Raw genomic sequence first — 13660 nt, 5'->3', positions numbered from 1 at the left:
TGTTTTGTCCGGCCTGCCGCCAGCGTTCCCAGGCGGTAGGATGAATTGAATTATATTCAGCATCTCTCTTTGGGAAAGGACATATTATGCGCACACAGCGTGGGGCAGTGGTGGCTGCCGTCGTGGCCGCCACCCTGGCGGCGGGGGCCGGGCAGGCGGTGGCGGCATCGGCAGCGCCGTTTGAGACGTCGGTGGACGAAAGCTTCGGTATCAACGACCCGACCTGCCAGGCCACCGGCGAGGTGGACGAGCCCGTCGTGCTGCTCCACGGCACCTCGGACAACGCCAGCAACTGGGAGAGTCTCATCCCGCAGCTGCAGGACGCCGGCATGTGCGTGTGGGCCTTCGACTACGGCGCCGACGACGTCACCCTGCAGAACGCCATACCTTCCCTGAAGGCGATCGGGGACCTGGATGAGTCCGGCCGGGAAGTGGCCGAGCAGATCCGCTACGTGCGCCAGGCCACCGGCGCCGAGAAGGTCAACCTCGTCGGGCACAGCCAGGGCGGGATGCACACCAAGACCTATGAGCAGATCTACGGCGACGAGGGCACGGTCGCCCGGGTGGTGGCCATCGGCGGCAACTACCACGGCACCACGCTGGGCGGGGCGCTGGACTTCCTCGGGCCGATTATCACCGCCGTGCCGAACCTGGCAGGCTTCTTGGCCTCCACAGCCGCGATTCAGCAGGTGATCGGCTCGCCGTTTATCGAAAAGCTCAACGCCCTGCCGGATACCACCGCGGGCGTCAAATACACCTCGATTTACTCGCCGGCGGACAAGACGGTGACTCCGAACAGCTCGTCGCAGCTGGAGGCGGTCGCGGGCGCGGACGTCGTCAACGTCGACCTGGGCGAGACCTGCGGCGCGAGCCCCGAGCACCCGCAGTTGCCGCGCGACGCCTCCGCCCAGGCGCTTATCCTGTGGGGCCTGCAGCGCGGCGCCGGCGAGCAGCCCGATGCCGCCGCGTGCGGCTCTTAAACCCTGACCGGCCGGGCCCCGGTACGCTGGGAAGGCATGAGTCTGCGTGAACATCTTGACCAGTGGCCCGTCGACAACGTTGCTGCGCAGGTGCTGCGCGGCGGCGAGGTAGTCGATTCGGTAGGGGATACCAGCCGGCGGTATCCGGTGGCGTCGGTGACCAAGCTCGTTGTCGCCTACGGGGTGATGCTCGCCGTCGAGGAGGGCGCAGTCGAGCTCGACCAGGCCGCTGGGCCCGAAGGCTCGACGCTGCGCCACCTGCTGACGCACGCCTCCGGGGTGGGCTTTGATTCCCGCGAGTCGCAGAAGCCGGTGGGCGAGCGGCGCATCTATTCCTCGGCCGGCTACGAGTGGGCGGCCGAGATCGTGGGGGCGGCGGCTGAGATGGACTTTGCCGACTATCTGCGCGAGGGCGTGCTCGAGCCGCTGGGCATGGAGGGTACCGCGTTGGAGGGCTCGGCCGGCCACGGCTTGGTCTCCACCGTCGACGACCTGGCCGCCTTCGCCCGCGAGGTGCTCAACCCGCAGCTGCTGGACCCGTCGACGGCGGAGGAGATGCGGACGGTGCAGTATCCGGAGCTGCGCGGCATCGTGCCCGGCTACGGGATGCACAAGCCCTGCCCGTGGGGACTGGGCTTCGAGCTGCGCGGGTCGAAGGACCCGCACTGGACCGGGAAGAACATGCCGGAGGAGACCGCGGGGCACTTCGGGATGTCGGGAACCTACCTCTGGGTAGCAGGAGAGCACGCCATGGTCGCGCTGACCGACCGCGACTTCGGCGACTGGGCCAAGCCGCTGTGGGCCGAGACCAACGCGGCCATCTACGCCGAGCTGACCGGCCAGTCGGAATAAGTGCAGTGCAGACGGCAGGCTCTAGGGGGTGGTTCGGTCCCAGCGGAGCAGCCCGCCGGAACAGCCCGTCGGACCAGCCCGCGCCTGGGGACCCCACGCCACCGGGGTGGGGCTCAAGTTGTACTTGAGGTTGAGTAAACGGGGGACTGAAGTAGTGGTTTAGAGTTGCTGATGTGACGGGTGTGAGGGGAGACTAAGTCAGGTAACGCATTCGAGTTCGTTGGGGAAGACGATGCTCGTCTTGCGCCACTAAACGACGCCCCGGTTGCGCGTTTCTGGCAGGAGGTTCCGCCAGGAAGTTCCGTGAGGGATTTCCGCTTGTCAGCGCGCAGCTTCTCGTACCTGGCTTTCAACCCGCGTGCGGGCGCGACACGGCATATCTGTGTCGGGGAGGGAGTCGGTGGCGGGGCTACTCCGCGGAGGAGATTCGGCTTTGAGTACATGCGTAACACCCACCGGCATCACCGCGTCTTCGGCGGATGCCACTTCTTGGCCGGCCGGCCCCATCGGGGTCGTGCCGCGAACGGCCGCGGCCGCGACGTTGACTACGGTCCTGCGGATTTCCGGCATGCCCGTGGGCCTGCGGCCCGTGGTCGAGGACCTGATGGCGCGCGTCATCCAGTCCGAGTCCGAATTCGTCGTGCCCGGCGACGACCCCCTGACCGCCCAGTGGTGCACCCGCTGGCACAAGGACTACCCCGGCGACAATATCGTCGCGCTGGCCGCCGGACGGGCCACCGGCACGCCCTGCGGGGTCGGCTGCCGGCAGGTGCTCACCGGCACCCGTGAGGAGTTGACTGACTTTGCCGCCGAGCTGAGCCAGCTGGCGGGCGCTTATGGCTTTAGCGCGCAGCTAGAAGGGTTCGAGGACGTTGCCGGCTAGGTCGGCAACCGAGTCCTTGACCGCCGTGGGGCGGTAGGGGTAGCGGGTGACCTCGGCATCGTCAGTAATGCCGGAGCGCACCAGCACGGTGCGCAAACCTGCCTCAATGCCGGCCTTGACGTCGGTGTCCATGCGATCACCAATCATCACGGTGTCCTCCGAGTGGGCGCCGATGTGGTTCAGCGCCGAGCGCATCATCACTGGGTTCGGCTTGCCGATGTAGTACGGCTGACGGCCCGTGGCCGTCGTAATCAGCGCGGCGACCGAGCCCGTGGCCGGCAGCACGCCCTGCGGGGCGGGACCGGTCACGTCCGGGTTGGTAGCAATGAACCGCGAGCCGCCCCGGATCAGGTTGATGGCGGTGGTGATCGCCTCGAAGGAATACGTGCGGGTCTCGCCCAGCACGACGAACTCCGGGTCCGCGTCGGTGAGGATCCAGCCGGCCTCGTGCAGGGCGGTGGTCAGCCCGGACTCGCCGATGACGTAGGCGGTGCCGTCCTTGACCTGCGTGGACAGGAAGGTCGCGGTCGCGGTCGCTGAGGTCCAGATGCGCTCCGGCGGGATGCGCAGACCCGTATTCGCCAGCCGCGCGGACAGGTCCCGCGGCGTGGACATCGAGTTGTTCGTCAGCACCATGAACTCGATGCCGTTGTCGTAGAGGGCCTGCAGAAAGCGGTCGGCGCCGGGGACCATCTCGCCTTCGCGGATGAGCACGCCGTCCATGTCAGACAGGTAGGAAATCATCGGTGTTGCTCCACATAGTTCACGAAATCGCCGACGGTCGAAAAGCCCAGAACGGTCTCCTCGTCGAGCCGGACCTTGAATTTTTCTTCGGCCTTGACGGTCAGCTCGATCATCGTCAGCGAGCGCAGGTCGACGTCCGCGAGCGGCTTATCGCGCTCGATGTCGTCGGCATCCACCCCCGTGACCGACTCGATGAGCTGGCACAGCTCGCCGTAGGTGTCGCCCGCCGAGGAAGTGGACTCCTCGGCCGGGCCGGAGGAAAAGTGCGCCTGAAGTTGCGCGGTGAGATCGTTGGCCATGGGACCTAGTCTAGTAGGTCAAACGCGGCGGTTCGGATAGGATTATTACTCGACATGAGAAGGAGATACCAGGCCGAGATCATCGCTCGCAGTTGGGGCAAGCGGTTCCTGCCGTCCGGCCGCCGGCAGCTGCGTAAAGCCTACGAGCAACTGCACGATCACCGCACTGCGCCCGGGCTTACCAACCTGCTGGCGGAGGGGACCAGCACGGGCAACGGCATCGATATCGCCTGGTATGAGGCAGGCGCTGACGATGCCGACGTCACCGTCGTCTTCATCCACGGCTACACCCTGGCCGCCGAGAGCTTCTACGCGCAGGTCGACTACCTGCGCGAGCACTACCCGCGGTTCAAAAGCCTCCTGGTCGACCTGCGTGGGCACGGGCAATCGGCCACGGTGCCCAGCGAGGACTGCTCGATCAGCTCGGCGGCCGACGACGTGCTCGCCGTCGTGCGCGAGCGCGCCCCGCAGGGCCGGCTGGTCATCGTCGGGCACTCCCTGGGCGGGATGGTCGCGCTCAACCTGATTCGGCGCTGCGACGAGAAGACCTACGGGCGCATCGATAGCGCTTTGCTGGTCTCGACCTCCATGCGCCGGTTCTCCGCGCGCGGGGTGGCCCTGGTGCTGAACTCGGCGCTGATGCAAGGGCTGTACAAGGTCTGCGACCGCCTGCCGGAGAAGATGAACAACATGCGCTACGAGGTCGCGCAGTTCGCCGCGCCCGTGCTGGCGCTGCTGGCGGCCGGCTTTCCGCGGATGGAGCGCATCCAATTCCACGCCGCGATGCTGCTGGACACCCCACTGGATTCCTTCGTCGGCTTCTTCGACGACTTGGTGGAGCACCGCGAGTTCGCCGCGCAGGAGCGGCTGTCCGGCCTGCCGGGCACCGTCGTCGTCGGCGGGCTGGATATCGTCACCCCGCGCAGCCAGTCCGAGGTGATCCTGAACCACTGGCCGCAGGCCGACCTCGAGATCGTCGAAGAGTCCGGGCACATGGTCATCCTGGAGGAACCGGAGAAGGTCGCCGAGTGCCTGAGCCGGCTCCTCGATAACTACAGCGACGTCTAAGCCGGTCTTTCGGCCCGAGGCAGCACGAAGCCCCACCTCCTGCAGCGCTGTTAAGCGCTAGGAAGTGGGGCTTTTGCCGGCTTAGCGGGATTATTCGCTGTCGCTCGGGGTGGTGCTGGTCGGGTCGTCCAGCTTGAGGTCGCTGGCGGCCTTCTTTACCACGTCGCGGTCAACCTTGCCGTCGCGGGCCAAGCCCTCCAGGACGCCGACGACGATGGATTCGGCATCGGTGTTGAAGTAGCGGCGAGCGGCCTCGCGGGTATCGGAGAAACCGAAACCGTCCGCGCCTAGCACGATGTAAGTACCCGGCACGTAGGGGCGAATCTGTTCCTGCAGATCCGTGGCGAAGTCGGACACACCGACGAACGGGCCCTCGTGGTCCTTGAGCTGCTTGGTGGCGAAAGCCTCGGTCGGCTCGCTGCCGGTGCGCAGGGCCTCCTGGTTGCGGCGGGCGCCATCGCGGGCCAGCTCGGTCCAGGAGGTCACGGAGAACAGCTTGGCCTTGACATCGTAGTCCCGGGCCAGGATCTCCTGGGCCTTGAGGGCCTCGTGCACGCCCACGCCGGAAGCCAGGATGTTGGCCGGCAGGGAGCCGCCCTCGGCGGTGTTGTAGTGGTAGATACCGCCGTGCAGGCCCTCGACGTCCAGGTCCTCTGGAGCGGCCGGCTGATGGACCGGCTCGTTGTAGACGGTGAGGTAGTAGATGACGTTCTCGCCCTCGCCCTCGCCGTACATGCGCTCGATGCCGCGGTGGACCAGGTGGGCCACCTCGAAGCTGAACGCCGGATCGTAGGAGACGATGGCCGGGTTGGTCGAGGCCAGGACCGGGGAGTGGCCGTCCATGTGCTGCAGGCCCTCACCGGTCAGGGTGGTGCGGCCGGCGGTCGCGCCGATGAGGAAGCCGCGGCCCATCTGGTCGGCGACGGCCCAGAAGGCATCGCCAGTGCGCTGGAAGCCGAACATCGAGTAGAAGATGTACAGCGGGATCATCGGCTCACCCTGGGTGGCGTACGAGGTTGCCGCCGCGGTGAAGCTGGCGGACGCGCCGGCCTCGGAGATGCCCTCGTGCATGATCTGGCCGTCGGTGGCCTCGCGGTAGGACAGCATCAGGTCGTGGTCCACCGGCACGTAGTTCTGGCCGCGCGGGTTCCAGATCTTCATCGTCGGGAACCAGGAGTCCATGCCGAAGGTGCGGGCCTCGTCCGGGATGATCGGCACGACGCGCTTGCCCAGCTCCTTGTCGCGCATGAGCTCCTTGAAGGTGCGCACCAGCGCCATGGTGGTGGCCACTTCCTGCTTGCCGGAGCCCTTCATCACGGACCGCAGCTTGGACAGCTCCGGCACCTTCAGCGGGGTGTAGTCCACGCGGCGCTCCGGCAGGAAGCCGCCGAGCTCCTTGCGGCGCTCGAGCATGTACTTGACCTCCGGGGCGTCGTTGCCCGGGTGGAAGTACGGCGGCAGGTACGGATCCTTTTCCAGCTCCTCGTCGGAGATCGGGATGTCCTGCTTGTCGCGGAAGAGCTTCAGGTCCTCCAGCGTCAGCTTCTTCATCTGGTGGGTGGCGTTGCGGCCCTCGAAGTTGTGGCCCAGGCCGTAGCCCTTGATGGTGTGGGCCAGGATGACGGTCGGCTTGCCGGTGCCGTGGTTGTCCAGCGCCTGCGCGTAGGCGGCGTAGATCTTGCGGTAGTCGTGGCCGCCGCGGCGCAGGGACCAGATCTCGTCGTCGGAGAGATCCTCGACCAGCTTCAGGGTGCGCTCGTCGCGGCCGAAGAAGTGCTCGCGGACGTAGGCGCCATCGTTAGCCTTGAAGGTCTGGTAGTCGCCGTCGGAGGTGGTGTTCATGACGTTGACCAGGGCGCCGTCCTTGTCGGCCTCGAGCAACTTGTCCCAGCCGCGGCCCCAGATGACCTTGATGACGGACCAGCCGGCGCCGCGGAAGAAGGACTCCAGCTCCTGGATGATCTGGGTGTTGCCGCGGACCGGGCCGTCCAGACGCTGCAGGTTGCAGTTGACCACGAAGGTCAGGTTGTCCAGCTCGTAGAGAGAGGCCATCTGCAGCAGGCCGCGGGACTCGGGTTCGTCCATCTCGCCGTCGCCCAGGAAGGCCCAAACGTGCTGCTTGGAGGTGTCCTTGATGCCGCGCTGCTCCAGGTACTTGTTGAAGCGAGCCTGGTAGATGGCGTTGGCCGGGCCCAGACCCATGGACACGGTCGGGAACTCCCAGAACCACGGCATCAGGCGCGGGTGCGGGTAGGACGGCAGGCCCTCGCCCTCGCCGCGGGAGACCTCCTGGCGGAAGCCGTCCAGGTCGTCCTCGGTAAGGCGGCCTTCCAGGTAGGCGCGGGCGTACATGCCCGGGGAAGCGTGACCCTGGAAGAAGATCTGGTCGCCGCCGGACGGATCATCCTTGCCCTTGAAGAAGTGGTTCAGGCCGACCTCGTAGAGCGGGGCCGCGCCGGCGTAGGTGGAGATGTGGCCGCCCACGCCGATGCCCGGGCGCTGCGCGCGGTGCACCATGATGGCGGCGTTCCAGCGGATCCAGCGGCGGTACCGCTTTTCCAGCTCCTCGTCGCCCGGGAATTCCGGCTCCAGCGAGGTCGGGATGGTGTTGACGAAGTCCGTCGAGGTCAGCGCGGGCAGTTGCACGCGCTTAGCGGTGGCGCGCTCCAACAGGCGGAGCATGAGGTAGCGGGCGCGTTCCGGATCGGAAGAGTCCAGCAGGCCGTCGAGGGACTGCATCCACTCGCGGGTTTCTTCCGGGTCCTTATCGTGCAGGTAAGACGCGACGCCGTCGCGAATCAGCGGGAAGTTGGAGTCCCCCTGCAGGGCGTCCTTTTCAGCCATTAAAAGCCTCCTGAAGTAAGTTAAGCACTTTGCCGTCCAGAATACGCGCTTTATCTACGCGCGCGCGGGCCGGGCTGTTGCAAATCGTACCTACGCTTTTATTTGTGCCGTTGTGCAGTGGGAATGGTCAATCTGTGAAGCCTGTTAAGTCGCGGGCTGGGAAGAGGTGGAAACCGCAACTAGGGCACAATTAGGGCGACAGTGAGAAAACTGCAGTATTAAGCGGTAGAGTGCTACCTGACACAGCCTGGTGAAGCGCCAGGACCCTAAACACACAGGAGGACAATTTCAGTGGCGGACGCTGCGGGCGTAACCAACGACCATGCTGACTACGCGAAGGTGTTGGGCATCGACAAAGGCATGGTTGCCCTAGAGCTTGGATGGGACGAGGATTGCGATCCGGCAATCTCCGAATCCGTCGAAGACGTTATCGGGGAAGATTTCCTCGAAGAAGAAAATGACGAACTGTGTGACGCCGTCGTGCTGTGGTGGCGCGACGGGGACGGCGACCTGGTTGACGGGCTGGTCGACTCCCTGCGCCCGCTGGGCGAGGGCGGGGTCATCTGGCTGCTGACCCCGGGTGCGGGCAAGCCGGGCACCGTCGCCCCGGGTGAAATCTCCGAGTCCGCCCAGCAGGCCGGCCTAGTCCAAACCAAGGCGGAGCGCCTCGGCGACTGGCAGGGCAGCTGCCTGGTCGGCCGCGGCTACACCAAGAAATAAGACCCCACCGCCAGCTGGCGGGGTGAATTTGCACTAGCTCGCGGCGTCGGGCTAGTCTTTGTAAAGCGCTTTTCGCGTATTGCGGCTTTAGCTCAGCTGGAAGAGCAATTGGTTTACACCCAATAGGTCACAGGTTCGAGCCCTGTAGGCCGCACAGAACCAAGGCCCTCCCGAACCCGGGAGGGCCTTTTGCAGCTCAACACCCTTGGATGGCACCTGGCGAGGGGTGGGGCTCGTCGTTCCTAGCCGATCTGGAGTACGCCGCGCAGGTCGGCGAAGGCGTCCGGGACGACCTCGTGGACGACGCGGCGGCCGTGGCGGCGGCGGTGGAGGAGGCCGGCGTCGCAGAGCTTTTTAAGATGATAGGACACGGTTGACTGCGACATCCCCAGCATCTCGGTGAGGGCGGTGACGTCCGTGGGTGGGCAGCCGGCGGCGGCTAGGTGAGATAGGATTGTCAGCCGGGCGGGATCACCCAAGACTTTGAAGGTGGTGGCGTAGCGGTTAGCCTCGGCATCGCTGAGCGGCCCGCTGCCAAGCGCGCAACACTCGGGCTGGGGGTGCGGGGGCGTGTGACAGGACATGGTGCTAAGGATAGCGCTCCGGTGCTATTGACCGCGGTGGGGCGGCGCGATAGCTTAATATCGATAAACGTCGATATTTAAAGACTCGGAAAGCTGGTACGCATGCCCTCTGCCCCACGGATGTCCTTCCTCGACCGATATTTGCCTGTCTGGATCCTGGCCGCGATGCTCCTCGGCGTCGCTCTAAGCCACTGGGTGCCCGGGCTCAGTCGCGCACTGGAGTCCTGGGAGATCGGCGGGGTCTCGCTGCCCATCGCCATCGGACTGCTGGTGATGATGTACCCGCCTCTGGCGAAGGTGCGCTACGACAAGGCCAAGCGGATCGCCGCCGACGCCCGCCTGATGGGGCTGTCCATCGTGCTCAATTGGTTGGTGGGCCCCGCCCTGATGTTCGCACTGGCGTGGATTTTCCTGGCCGATGAACCGGCGCTGCGTACCGGTGTGATCATCGTGGGCTTGGCCCGGTGTATTGCGATGGTTCTGGTCTGGTCGGACCTGTCCTGCGCGGATCGCGATGCCACCGCAGTCCTCGTCGCGGGCAACTCCCTGTTTCAGATCGCGATGTTCGGGGTCCTCGGCTGGTTTTACCTCGAGGTCCTACCCGGCTGGCTGGGCTGGCAGACAGTCAGCGCGGAGTTTTCGTTGAGTGCCATCGTGCGATCCGTGCTCGTCTTTCTGGGCATCCCGCTGGTGGCCGGCGTCGTCACCCGGATAGTGGGGGAACGGGCGAAGGGGCGCTCGTGGTACGAAGAGAAGTTCCTCCCCAAGATTTCTCCGCTGGCTCTCATCGGCCTGCTATATACCATCGTTTTGCTGTTTACCCTCCAGGGCCAGCGGGTGGTGGACAACCCGTGGGCGGTCGCTCGGGTGGCGCTGCCTCTCGTTGCCTACTTCCTGCTGATGTTCGCCGTGGCACTGGCGCTGGCCAAGGCCGTGGGCATGGGCTACGAGCAGTCGGCATCGGTCGCGTTTACTGCGGCGGGTAACAATTTCGAGCTGGCTATCGCCGTGGCGATTGGCACTTTCGGGGCGGCCTCGGGCGAAGCGCTCGCCGGGACCATCGGGCCGCTGGTCGAGGTTCCCGTCCTCGTGGCGCTCGTTTTCGTCGCGCGCTGGCTACGCCCGGTGCTCTTCGAGCGCGCGGAGGTTTAGGTTTGCGTGCGTTGCGCGCTAGAACCTCTCCTTATTTCGCTTGGCGAACTTCGAGTAGAAGTCCGGCTTGGAGCCGCCGTAGCGGGCGCGCATGCGGCGCTCGTGGGCGTCGGCGGCGGCCTCGGCCTTGGCGTCCGCGGTCTCCGCCTCGGCGGCTGCGGTCGAACCAGCGGCTGCGGCCGGGTCACCGGCCGGGCCACCTTGCGCGTCGGCGGCGTCCAGCTGGGCCATCTCGGCTTCTTCGTCGCGGACGCGGCGCCGCTCGCGGATTTCGGCCCAGACAAAATAGCCCAGGCCCAGCGGGGCCATGATGCCGAAGGCTATCCACTGGAAGCCGTAGGACAGGTGGTTGCCGCGGTCCATCTGCGGGATCGGGATGGGGTTGAGCACGCCCGGCTGATCCTCGGTGAGCTGGACGTAGTCGAGGCCAAGGTCGGCATCGATAAGCTCGCCTACCTGGGGCGGGTTGATGGAATAGACCTGGGGGTAGCCGTCGCGCTCGACCGGGGCGGAGGAGTGCTCGGCCTCGTGCCGGCGGACCATGCCGATGATCTTCTGCGGCCCGCTGGGGGCGGGGGCGATCTCGGGCACGGCGTTGGCCTCGCCGGCCGGCACCCAGCCGCGGTTGACCAGGATGGTCTGGCCGCCGTCGGTGCGGAAGGGGACCAGGGACTGGTAGGACGGTCCGGAGGCTACCGGCCGCAGGCGCACCAGCACCTCGTCGTCCGGCAGGTACTGCCCGCGCAGGATAACCCGCGACCACTCCTCGCCGCCTTCGATGGCGCCGCTGTCGCCCAGGATCTCGTCGGCGGGGACAGGGTCCTTCTCGTAGGCTGCGGTGATGTGCTCATTGCGCTCGACGATGTCGTCGTCCTTCCCCAGCTGCCAGGGTGCTAACACCGTGAAGGCCAGGTAGGAAAACACGATCACGAACAGCAGCAGGAAAACCCAGCTGGGCCTGAGGAAAGTCTTCCACCACGACGTCTGCTGCCGCGCGCGCACCGGCTCGCTGTCCGGCGCAGTCTGCTTAGTCCGAGTACCCACAAATACCCAGTCTAGTCACGGGCATGGTCGCGAATCCAAGCCATCAGCCCGTCGGCGGCGGCCTCGATGGCCTGGCGGGTGCGGGCGAAATCCTCCTCGTCGCCGTAGAAAGGATCAGCCACGGAGGAATCCGGGGCGGAATCCGGGTCGAAGTCGCGCAGCAGGACGACCTTGTCCGGGTCCGGCGCCTGCTGACGCAGGGTCTCCCGGTGACCGGTGTCCAGGGCGACGATGAGGTCGGCGTCCAGGTCCTCGGCGGCCAGCTGGCTGGCGCGGTGGGAGCTGCCGTCGTAGCCGCCGCGGCGCAGTTCGGCGATGGCGCGCTTGTCGGCGCCCTGGCCGACGTGCCAGCCGCCGAGGCCGCAGGAGGTGATTCGGGCGGCATCGTCAAGCCCGGCGGACTCCACGGAGTCGTGGATGATGACCTCGGCCATGGGGGAGCGGCAGATATTGCCCGTGCAGACGAAGACGATGTGGAGGCGGGGATCAGTCTCAGAAACAACCATCAGCGGGGAATTCTCACCTTTAGCTCGATTAGTGGGGGCTGCTTACACAACCGTAGAACGCAGTTAGGATATACCGTTAGGACCTGCCAACGCTAAAGGAGCATAAAAAGTATGACCACTACGGCCACCGTGGGAGAAGTCTGCCACCACCTGGATTCGGCCTACCCGCCGGCGCTGGCGGAACAATGGGACGCCGTCGGCCTGGTCTGCGGCGACCCAGACGCCCCGGTCACCAAGGTGGCCTTCGCCCTGGATTGCACCCTCGAGGTCGCCCAGGCGGCTGTCGATGCCGGCGCGCAGCTGCTCGTCGTCCACCACCCGCTGCTGCTGCGCGGGGTGACCTCGGTGGCCGCGAACACGCCGAAGGGCAAGGTCGTCCACACCCTGCTCAGCGGGGGCGTGGCCCTGTATGCCGCCCACACCAACGCCGACTCCGCCCGCCCCGGCGTCAACGACAAGCTGGCCGAGCTGGTCGGCATCACCCCGGGCCGCCCCATCGTGGTCAAGGACCCGGACGTCATGGACAAGTGGGGAGTGCACGTACCGGCCGACGCTGCCGACCGCCTCAAGGAGGCCCTCTTTGCCGCCGGGGCCGGCCAGATCGGCAACTACCGCGCCTGCTCCTTCGACATCGCCGGCACCGGCCAGTTCGAGCCTCTGCCGGGGGCCAACCCCACCGAAGGCGAGGTCGGCACCCTTCACCGCGGGGCCGAGACCCGCGTGGAATTCGTCGCGCCGTCGTCCCGGCGCAGCGCCATCCAGGCCGCACTTATCGATGCCCACCCCTACGAGGTCCCCGCCTTCGATGTCGTCGAGACCGCCAACCCCGTGGACCTGGACGAGGCCTGCGGCCTGGGGCGGGTGGGCCGCCTGCCGGAGCCGATGACGCTGCGGGAATTTACCCAGCAGGTGGCTAACGCCCTGCCGGAGACCGTCTGGGGCGTGCGCGCGGCCGGGGATCCGGACCAGCTCGTCCAGACCGTGGCTGTTAGTTCCGGTGCCGGCGATAGCTTCCTGGACCAGGCGGCTAAACTAGGCGTCGACGTTTATGTGACCTCGGATCTGCGGCACCACCCCGTCGACGAGCACCTGCGCGCCGGCGGCCCCGCGGTCATCGACACCGCGCACTGGGCCAGCGAGTTCCCCTGGACTTACCAGGCCCGCGACGTGGTCGCCGGCAAGACCGGGCTAGACTGCGAAGTCCTAGAGATTCGCACCGATCCGTGGACCGTGTCGCTACATTCGGAAGGAGAATAAAGGACATGAAGCTGCAACCTGAAAGCCAGGCCGTGCTGCTGAAGCTGGCCAATCTGCAGCGCGCTGTCGACTTCGGCGCCGAGGATCGCCAGAGCCCGGAGCAGGAGGAGCTGGCTAGCGCCGAACGCGAGTACGCCCGCCTGGTGGATTCCGCGGGATCCGCCCAAATGGCCGTGGACGATATGGAAAACGAGATCCTGCGCATCCAGGCCGACGAGCGCAAGCTGCGCGCCCGCGAGCGCGACGACCGCAAGCAGCTGTCCGCCGAGCTGGATCCGGACAAACGCCGCGACTTGGAGCACGACCGCTACGCGGCGAAGTCGCGCATTGCTGACCTGATGAGCGAACTGCAGGAAGCCCACAACGAGATCCACGCCCTGCGCAACAACCGCGATTCCCAGGGCGCGCAGCGCGACGAGGCCGCCCGCAAGCTCGACGTGGCCCGCCGTGCCGCGGAGGCCGCCCAGGCCGCGACCGCCAACCAGCCGGCCCCGCGCGTGGAAATCGAGCAGCTGCGCGGTCAGCTGCCGGGCGAGGCGCTGCGGATTTTCGACGACCAGCGCGCCGAAAACAACGTCGGCGCCGCCGAGTTCAAGGCGCAGAAGTCCTGCGGCGGCTGCTTCATCGTGCTCCCGCCGGCGGACCAGTCCGCGGTGCGCAACGCGCCGGACGACGAAGTCCCGCAGTGCCCCGAGTGCGGCACCTACCTCATCCGACAGTCCTAGGC

14 protein-coding genes and 1 tRNA gene are annotated in these 13660 nt (G+C 66.5%); 9 read left to right on the top strand and 6 right to left on the bottom strand.

Annotated features, from left to right (window positions below; genetic code table 11):
- Positions 1 to 86 precede the first annotated feature (86 nt).
- From CCONF_RS08305 to CCONF_RS08295, 3 genes are all read left to right on the top strand, one after another.
- Positions 87 to 980, top strand: a complete 894-nt coding sequence (locus CCONF_RS08305; protein ID WP_290222609.1) for an alpha/beta fold hydrolase — start codon at positions 87 to 89, stop codon at positions 978 to 980.
- A gap of 36 nt (positions 981 to 1016) precedes the next feature.
- Positions 1017 to 1832, top strand: coding sequence for a serine hydrolase domain-containing protein (locus CCONF_RS08300; protein WP_290222608.1), 816 nt, complete (start codon positions 1017 to 1019; stop codon positions 1830 to 1832).
- A gap of 433 nt (positions 1833 to 2265) precedes the next feature.
- Entirely contained in the window at positions 2266 to 2715 is a 450-nt protein-coding gene (locus tag CCONF_RS08295; protein WP_290222606.1) for a hypothetical protein, read from the top strand.
- On the opposite strand, the gene CCONF_RS08290 is transcribed toward CCONF_RS08295, so the two are convergent.
- Both CCONF_RS08290 and CCONF_RS08285 read right to left on the bottom strand, forming a co-directional pair.
- Positions 2686 to 3459: an HAD-IIA family hydrolase gene (locus CCONF_RS08290; RefSeq protein ID WP_290222604.1), complete on the bottom strand. Its 774-nt coding sequence runs from the start codon at positions 3457 to 3459 to the stop codon at positions 2686 to 2688. The two genes, CCONF_RS08295 and CCONF_RS08290, sit on opposite strands and share 30 nt — an antisense overlap.
- Positions 3456 to 3758, bottom strand: a complete 303-nt coding sequence (locus tag CCONF_RS08285; RefSeq protein WP_290222601.1) for an acyl carrier protein — start codon at positions 3756 to 3758, stop codon at positions 3456 to 3458. Before CCONF_RS08285 ends, CCONF_RS08290 begins: the two co-directional genes overlap by 4 nt.
- A gap of 54 nt (positions 3759 to 3812) precedes the next feature.
- Here CCONF_RS08285 and CCONF_RS08280 point away from each other — a divergent pair, with 54 nt between their 5' ends.
- Positions 3813 to 4826: an alpha/beta fold hydrolase gene (locus CCONF_RS08280; RefSeq protein WP_290222599.1), complete on the top strand. Its 1014-nt coding sequence runs from the start codon at positions 3813 to 3815 to the stop codon at positions 4824 to 4826.
- Positions 4827 to 4916: 90 nt separating this feature from the next.
- Here the strand turns inward: CCONF_RS08280 and aceE are convergent, their stop codons facing one another.
- Positions 4917 to 7670, bottom strand: coding sequence for a pyruvate dehydrogenase (acetyl-transferring), homodimeric type (gene aceE / locus CCONF_RS08275; protein ID WP_290222597.1), 2754 nt, complete (start codon positions 7668 to 7670; stop codon positions 4917 to 4919).
- A 291-nt stretch (positions 7671 to 7961) separates the two neighbouring features.
- On the opposite strand from aceE, the gene CCONF_RS08270 reads away from it, so the two are divergent.
- Together CCONF_RS08270 and CCONF_RS08265 are read left to right on the top strand one after the other, a co-directional pair.
- Positions 7962 to 8390: a DUF3052 domain-containing protein gene (locus CCONF_RS08270; RefSeq protein ID WP_070767799.1), complete on the top strand. Its 429-nt coding sequence runs from the start codon at positions 7962 to 7964 to the stop codon at positions 8388 to 8390.
- A gap of 81 nt (positions 8391 to 8471) precedes the next feature.
- Positions 8472 to 8544, top strand: a tRNA-Val gene (locus CCONF_RS08265).
- An 88-nt stretch (positions 8545 to 8632) separates the two neighbouring features.
- Here CCONF_RS08265 and CCONF_RS08260 read toward each other — a convergent pair.
- Entirely contained in the window at positions 8633 to 8974 is a 342-nt protein-coding gene (locus CCONF_RS08260) for an ArsR/SmtB family transcription factor (protein ID WP_290222594.1), read from the bottom strand.
- A 102-nt stretch (positions 8975 to 9076) separates the two neighbouring features.
- Between CCONF_RS08260 and arsB the strand changes: the two genes are divergently transcribed.
- Positions 9077 to 10126, top strand: coding sequence for an ACR3 family arsenite efflux transporter (arsB, locus tag CCONF_RS08255; protein ID WP_290222592.1), 1050 nt, complete (start codon positions 9077 to 9079; stop codon positions 10124 to 10126).
- 18 nt (positions 10127 to 10144) lie between these two features.
- On the opposite strand, the gene CCONF_RS08250 is transcribed toward arsB, so the two are convergent.
- Positions 10145 to 11128: an SURF1 family cytochrome oxidase biogenesis protein gene (locus CCONF_RS08250; RefSeq protein ID WP_290226360.1), complete on the bottom strand. Its 984-nt coding sequence runs from the start codon at positions 11126 to 11128 to the stop codon at positions 10145 to 10147.
- A gap of 53 nt (positions 11129 to 11181) precedes the next feature.
- Positions 11182 to 11676, bottom strand: a complete 495-nt coding sequence (locus CCONF_RS08245; RefSeq protein ID WP_290222590.1) for a low molecular weight protein-tyrosine-phosphatase — start codon at positions 11674 to 11676, stop codon at positions 11182 to 11184.
- Positions 11677 to 11787: 111 nt separating this feature from the next.
- Here CCONF_RS08245 and CCONF_RS08240 point away from each other — a divergent pair, with 111 nt between their 5' ends.
- Together CCONF_RS08240 and CCONF_RS08235 are read left to right on the top strand one after the other, a co-directional pair.
- A complete protein-coding gene (locus CCONF_RS08240; RefSeq protein ID WP_290222588.1) occupies positions 11788 to 12933 on the top strand; it encodes a Nif3-like dinuclear metal center hexameric protein in 1146 nt (381 codons plus the stop codon).
- 5 nt (positions 12934 to 12938) lie between these two features.
- Entirely contained in the window at positions 12939 to 13658 is a 720-nt protein-coding gene (locus tag CCONF_RS08235) for a zinc ribbon domain-containing protein (protein WP_290222586.1), read from the top strand.
- Positions 13659 to 13660: the final 2 nt, after the last annotated feature.

Source organism: Corynebacterium confusum (assembly GCF_030408715.1).
Classification (GTDB): Bacteria; Actinomycetota; Actinomycetes; order Mycobacteriales; family Mycobacteriaceae; genus Corynebacterium; species Corynebacterium confusum.
Note: the sequence above shows the minus strand (reverse complement) of the source record. Positions and strands in the feature narration are given on the sequence as shown.

Bases quoted from the DNA above. Each gene is read 5' to 3' on its own strand.
- CCONF_RS08305 (WP_290222609.1), top strand. From the start codon at position 87: ATGCGCACACAGCGTGGGGCAGTGGTGGCTGCCGTCGTGGCCGCCACC.
- CCONF_RS08300 (WP_290222608.1), top strand. From the start codon at position 1,017: ATGAGTCTGCGTGAACATCTTGACCAGTGGCCCGTCGACAACGTTGCT.
- CCONF_RS08290 (WP_290222604.1), bottom strand. From the start codon at position 3,459: ATGATTTCCTACCTGTCTGACATGGACGGCGTGCTCATCCGCGAAGGC.
- CCONF_RS08285 (WP_290222601.1), bottom strand. From the start codon at position 3,758: ATGGCCAACGATCTCACCGCGCAACTTCAGGCGCACTTTTCCTCCGGC.
- CCONF_RS08280 (WP_290222599.1), top strand. From the start codon at position 3,813: ATGAGAAGGAGATACCAGGCCGAGATCATCGCTCGCAGTTGGGGCAAG.
- aceE (WP_290222597.1), bottom strand. From the start codon at position 7,670: ATGGCTGAAAAGGACGCCCTGCAGGGGGACTCCAACTTCCCGCTGATT.
- CCONF_RS08260 (WP_290222594.1), bottom strand. From the start codon at position 8,974: ATGTCCTGTCACACGCCCCCGCACCCCCAGCCCGAGTGTTGCGCGCTT.
- arsB (WP_290222592.1), top strand. From the start codon at position 9,077: ATGCCCTCTGCCCCACGGATGTCCTTCCTCGACCGATATTTGCCTGTC.
- CCONF_RS08245 (WP_290222590.1), bottom strand. From the start codon at position 11,676: ATGGTTGTTTCTGAGACTGATCCCCGCCTCCACATCGTCTTCGTCTGC.
- CCONF_RS08240 (WP_290222588.1), top strand. From the start codon at position 11,788: ATGACCACTACGGCCACCGTGGGAGAAGTCTGCCACCACCTGGATTCG.
- CCONF_RS08235 (WP_290222586.1), top strand. From the start codon at position 12,939: ATGAAGCTGCAACCTGAAAGCCAGGCCGTGCTGCTGAAGCTGGCCAAT.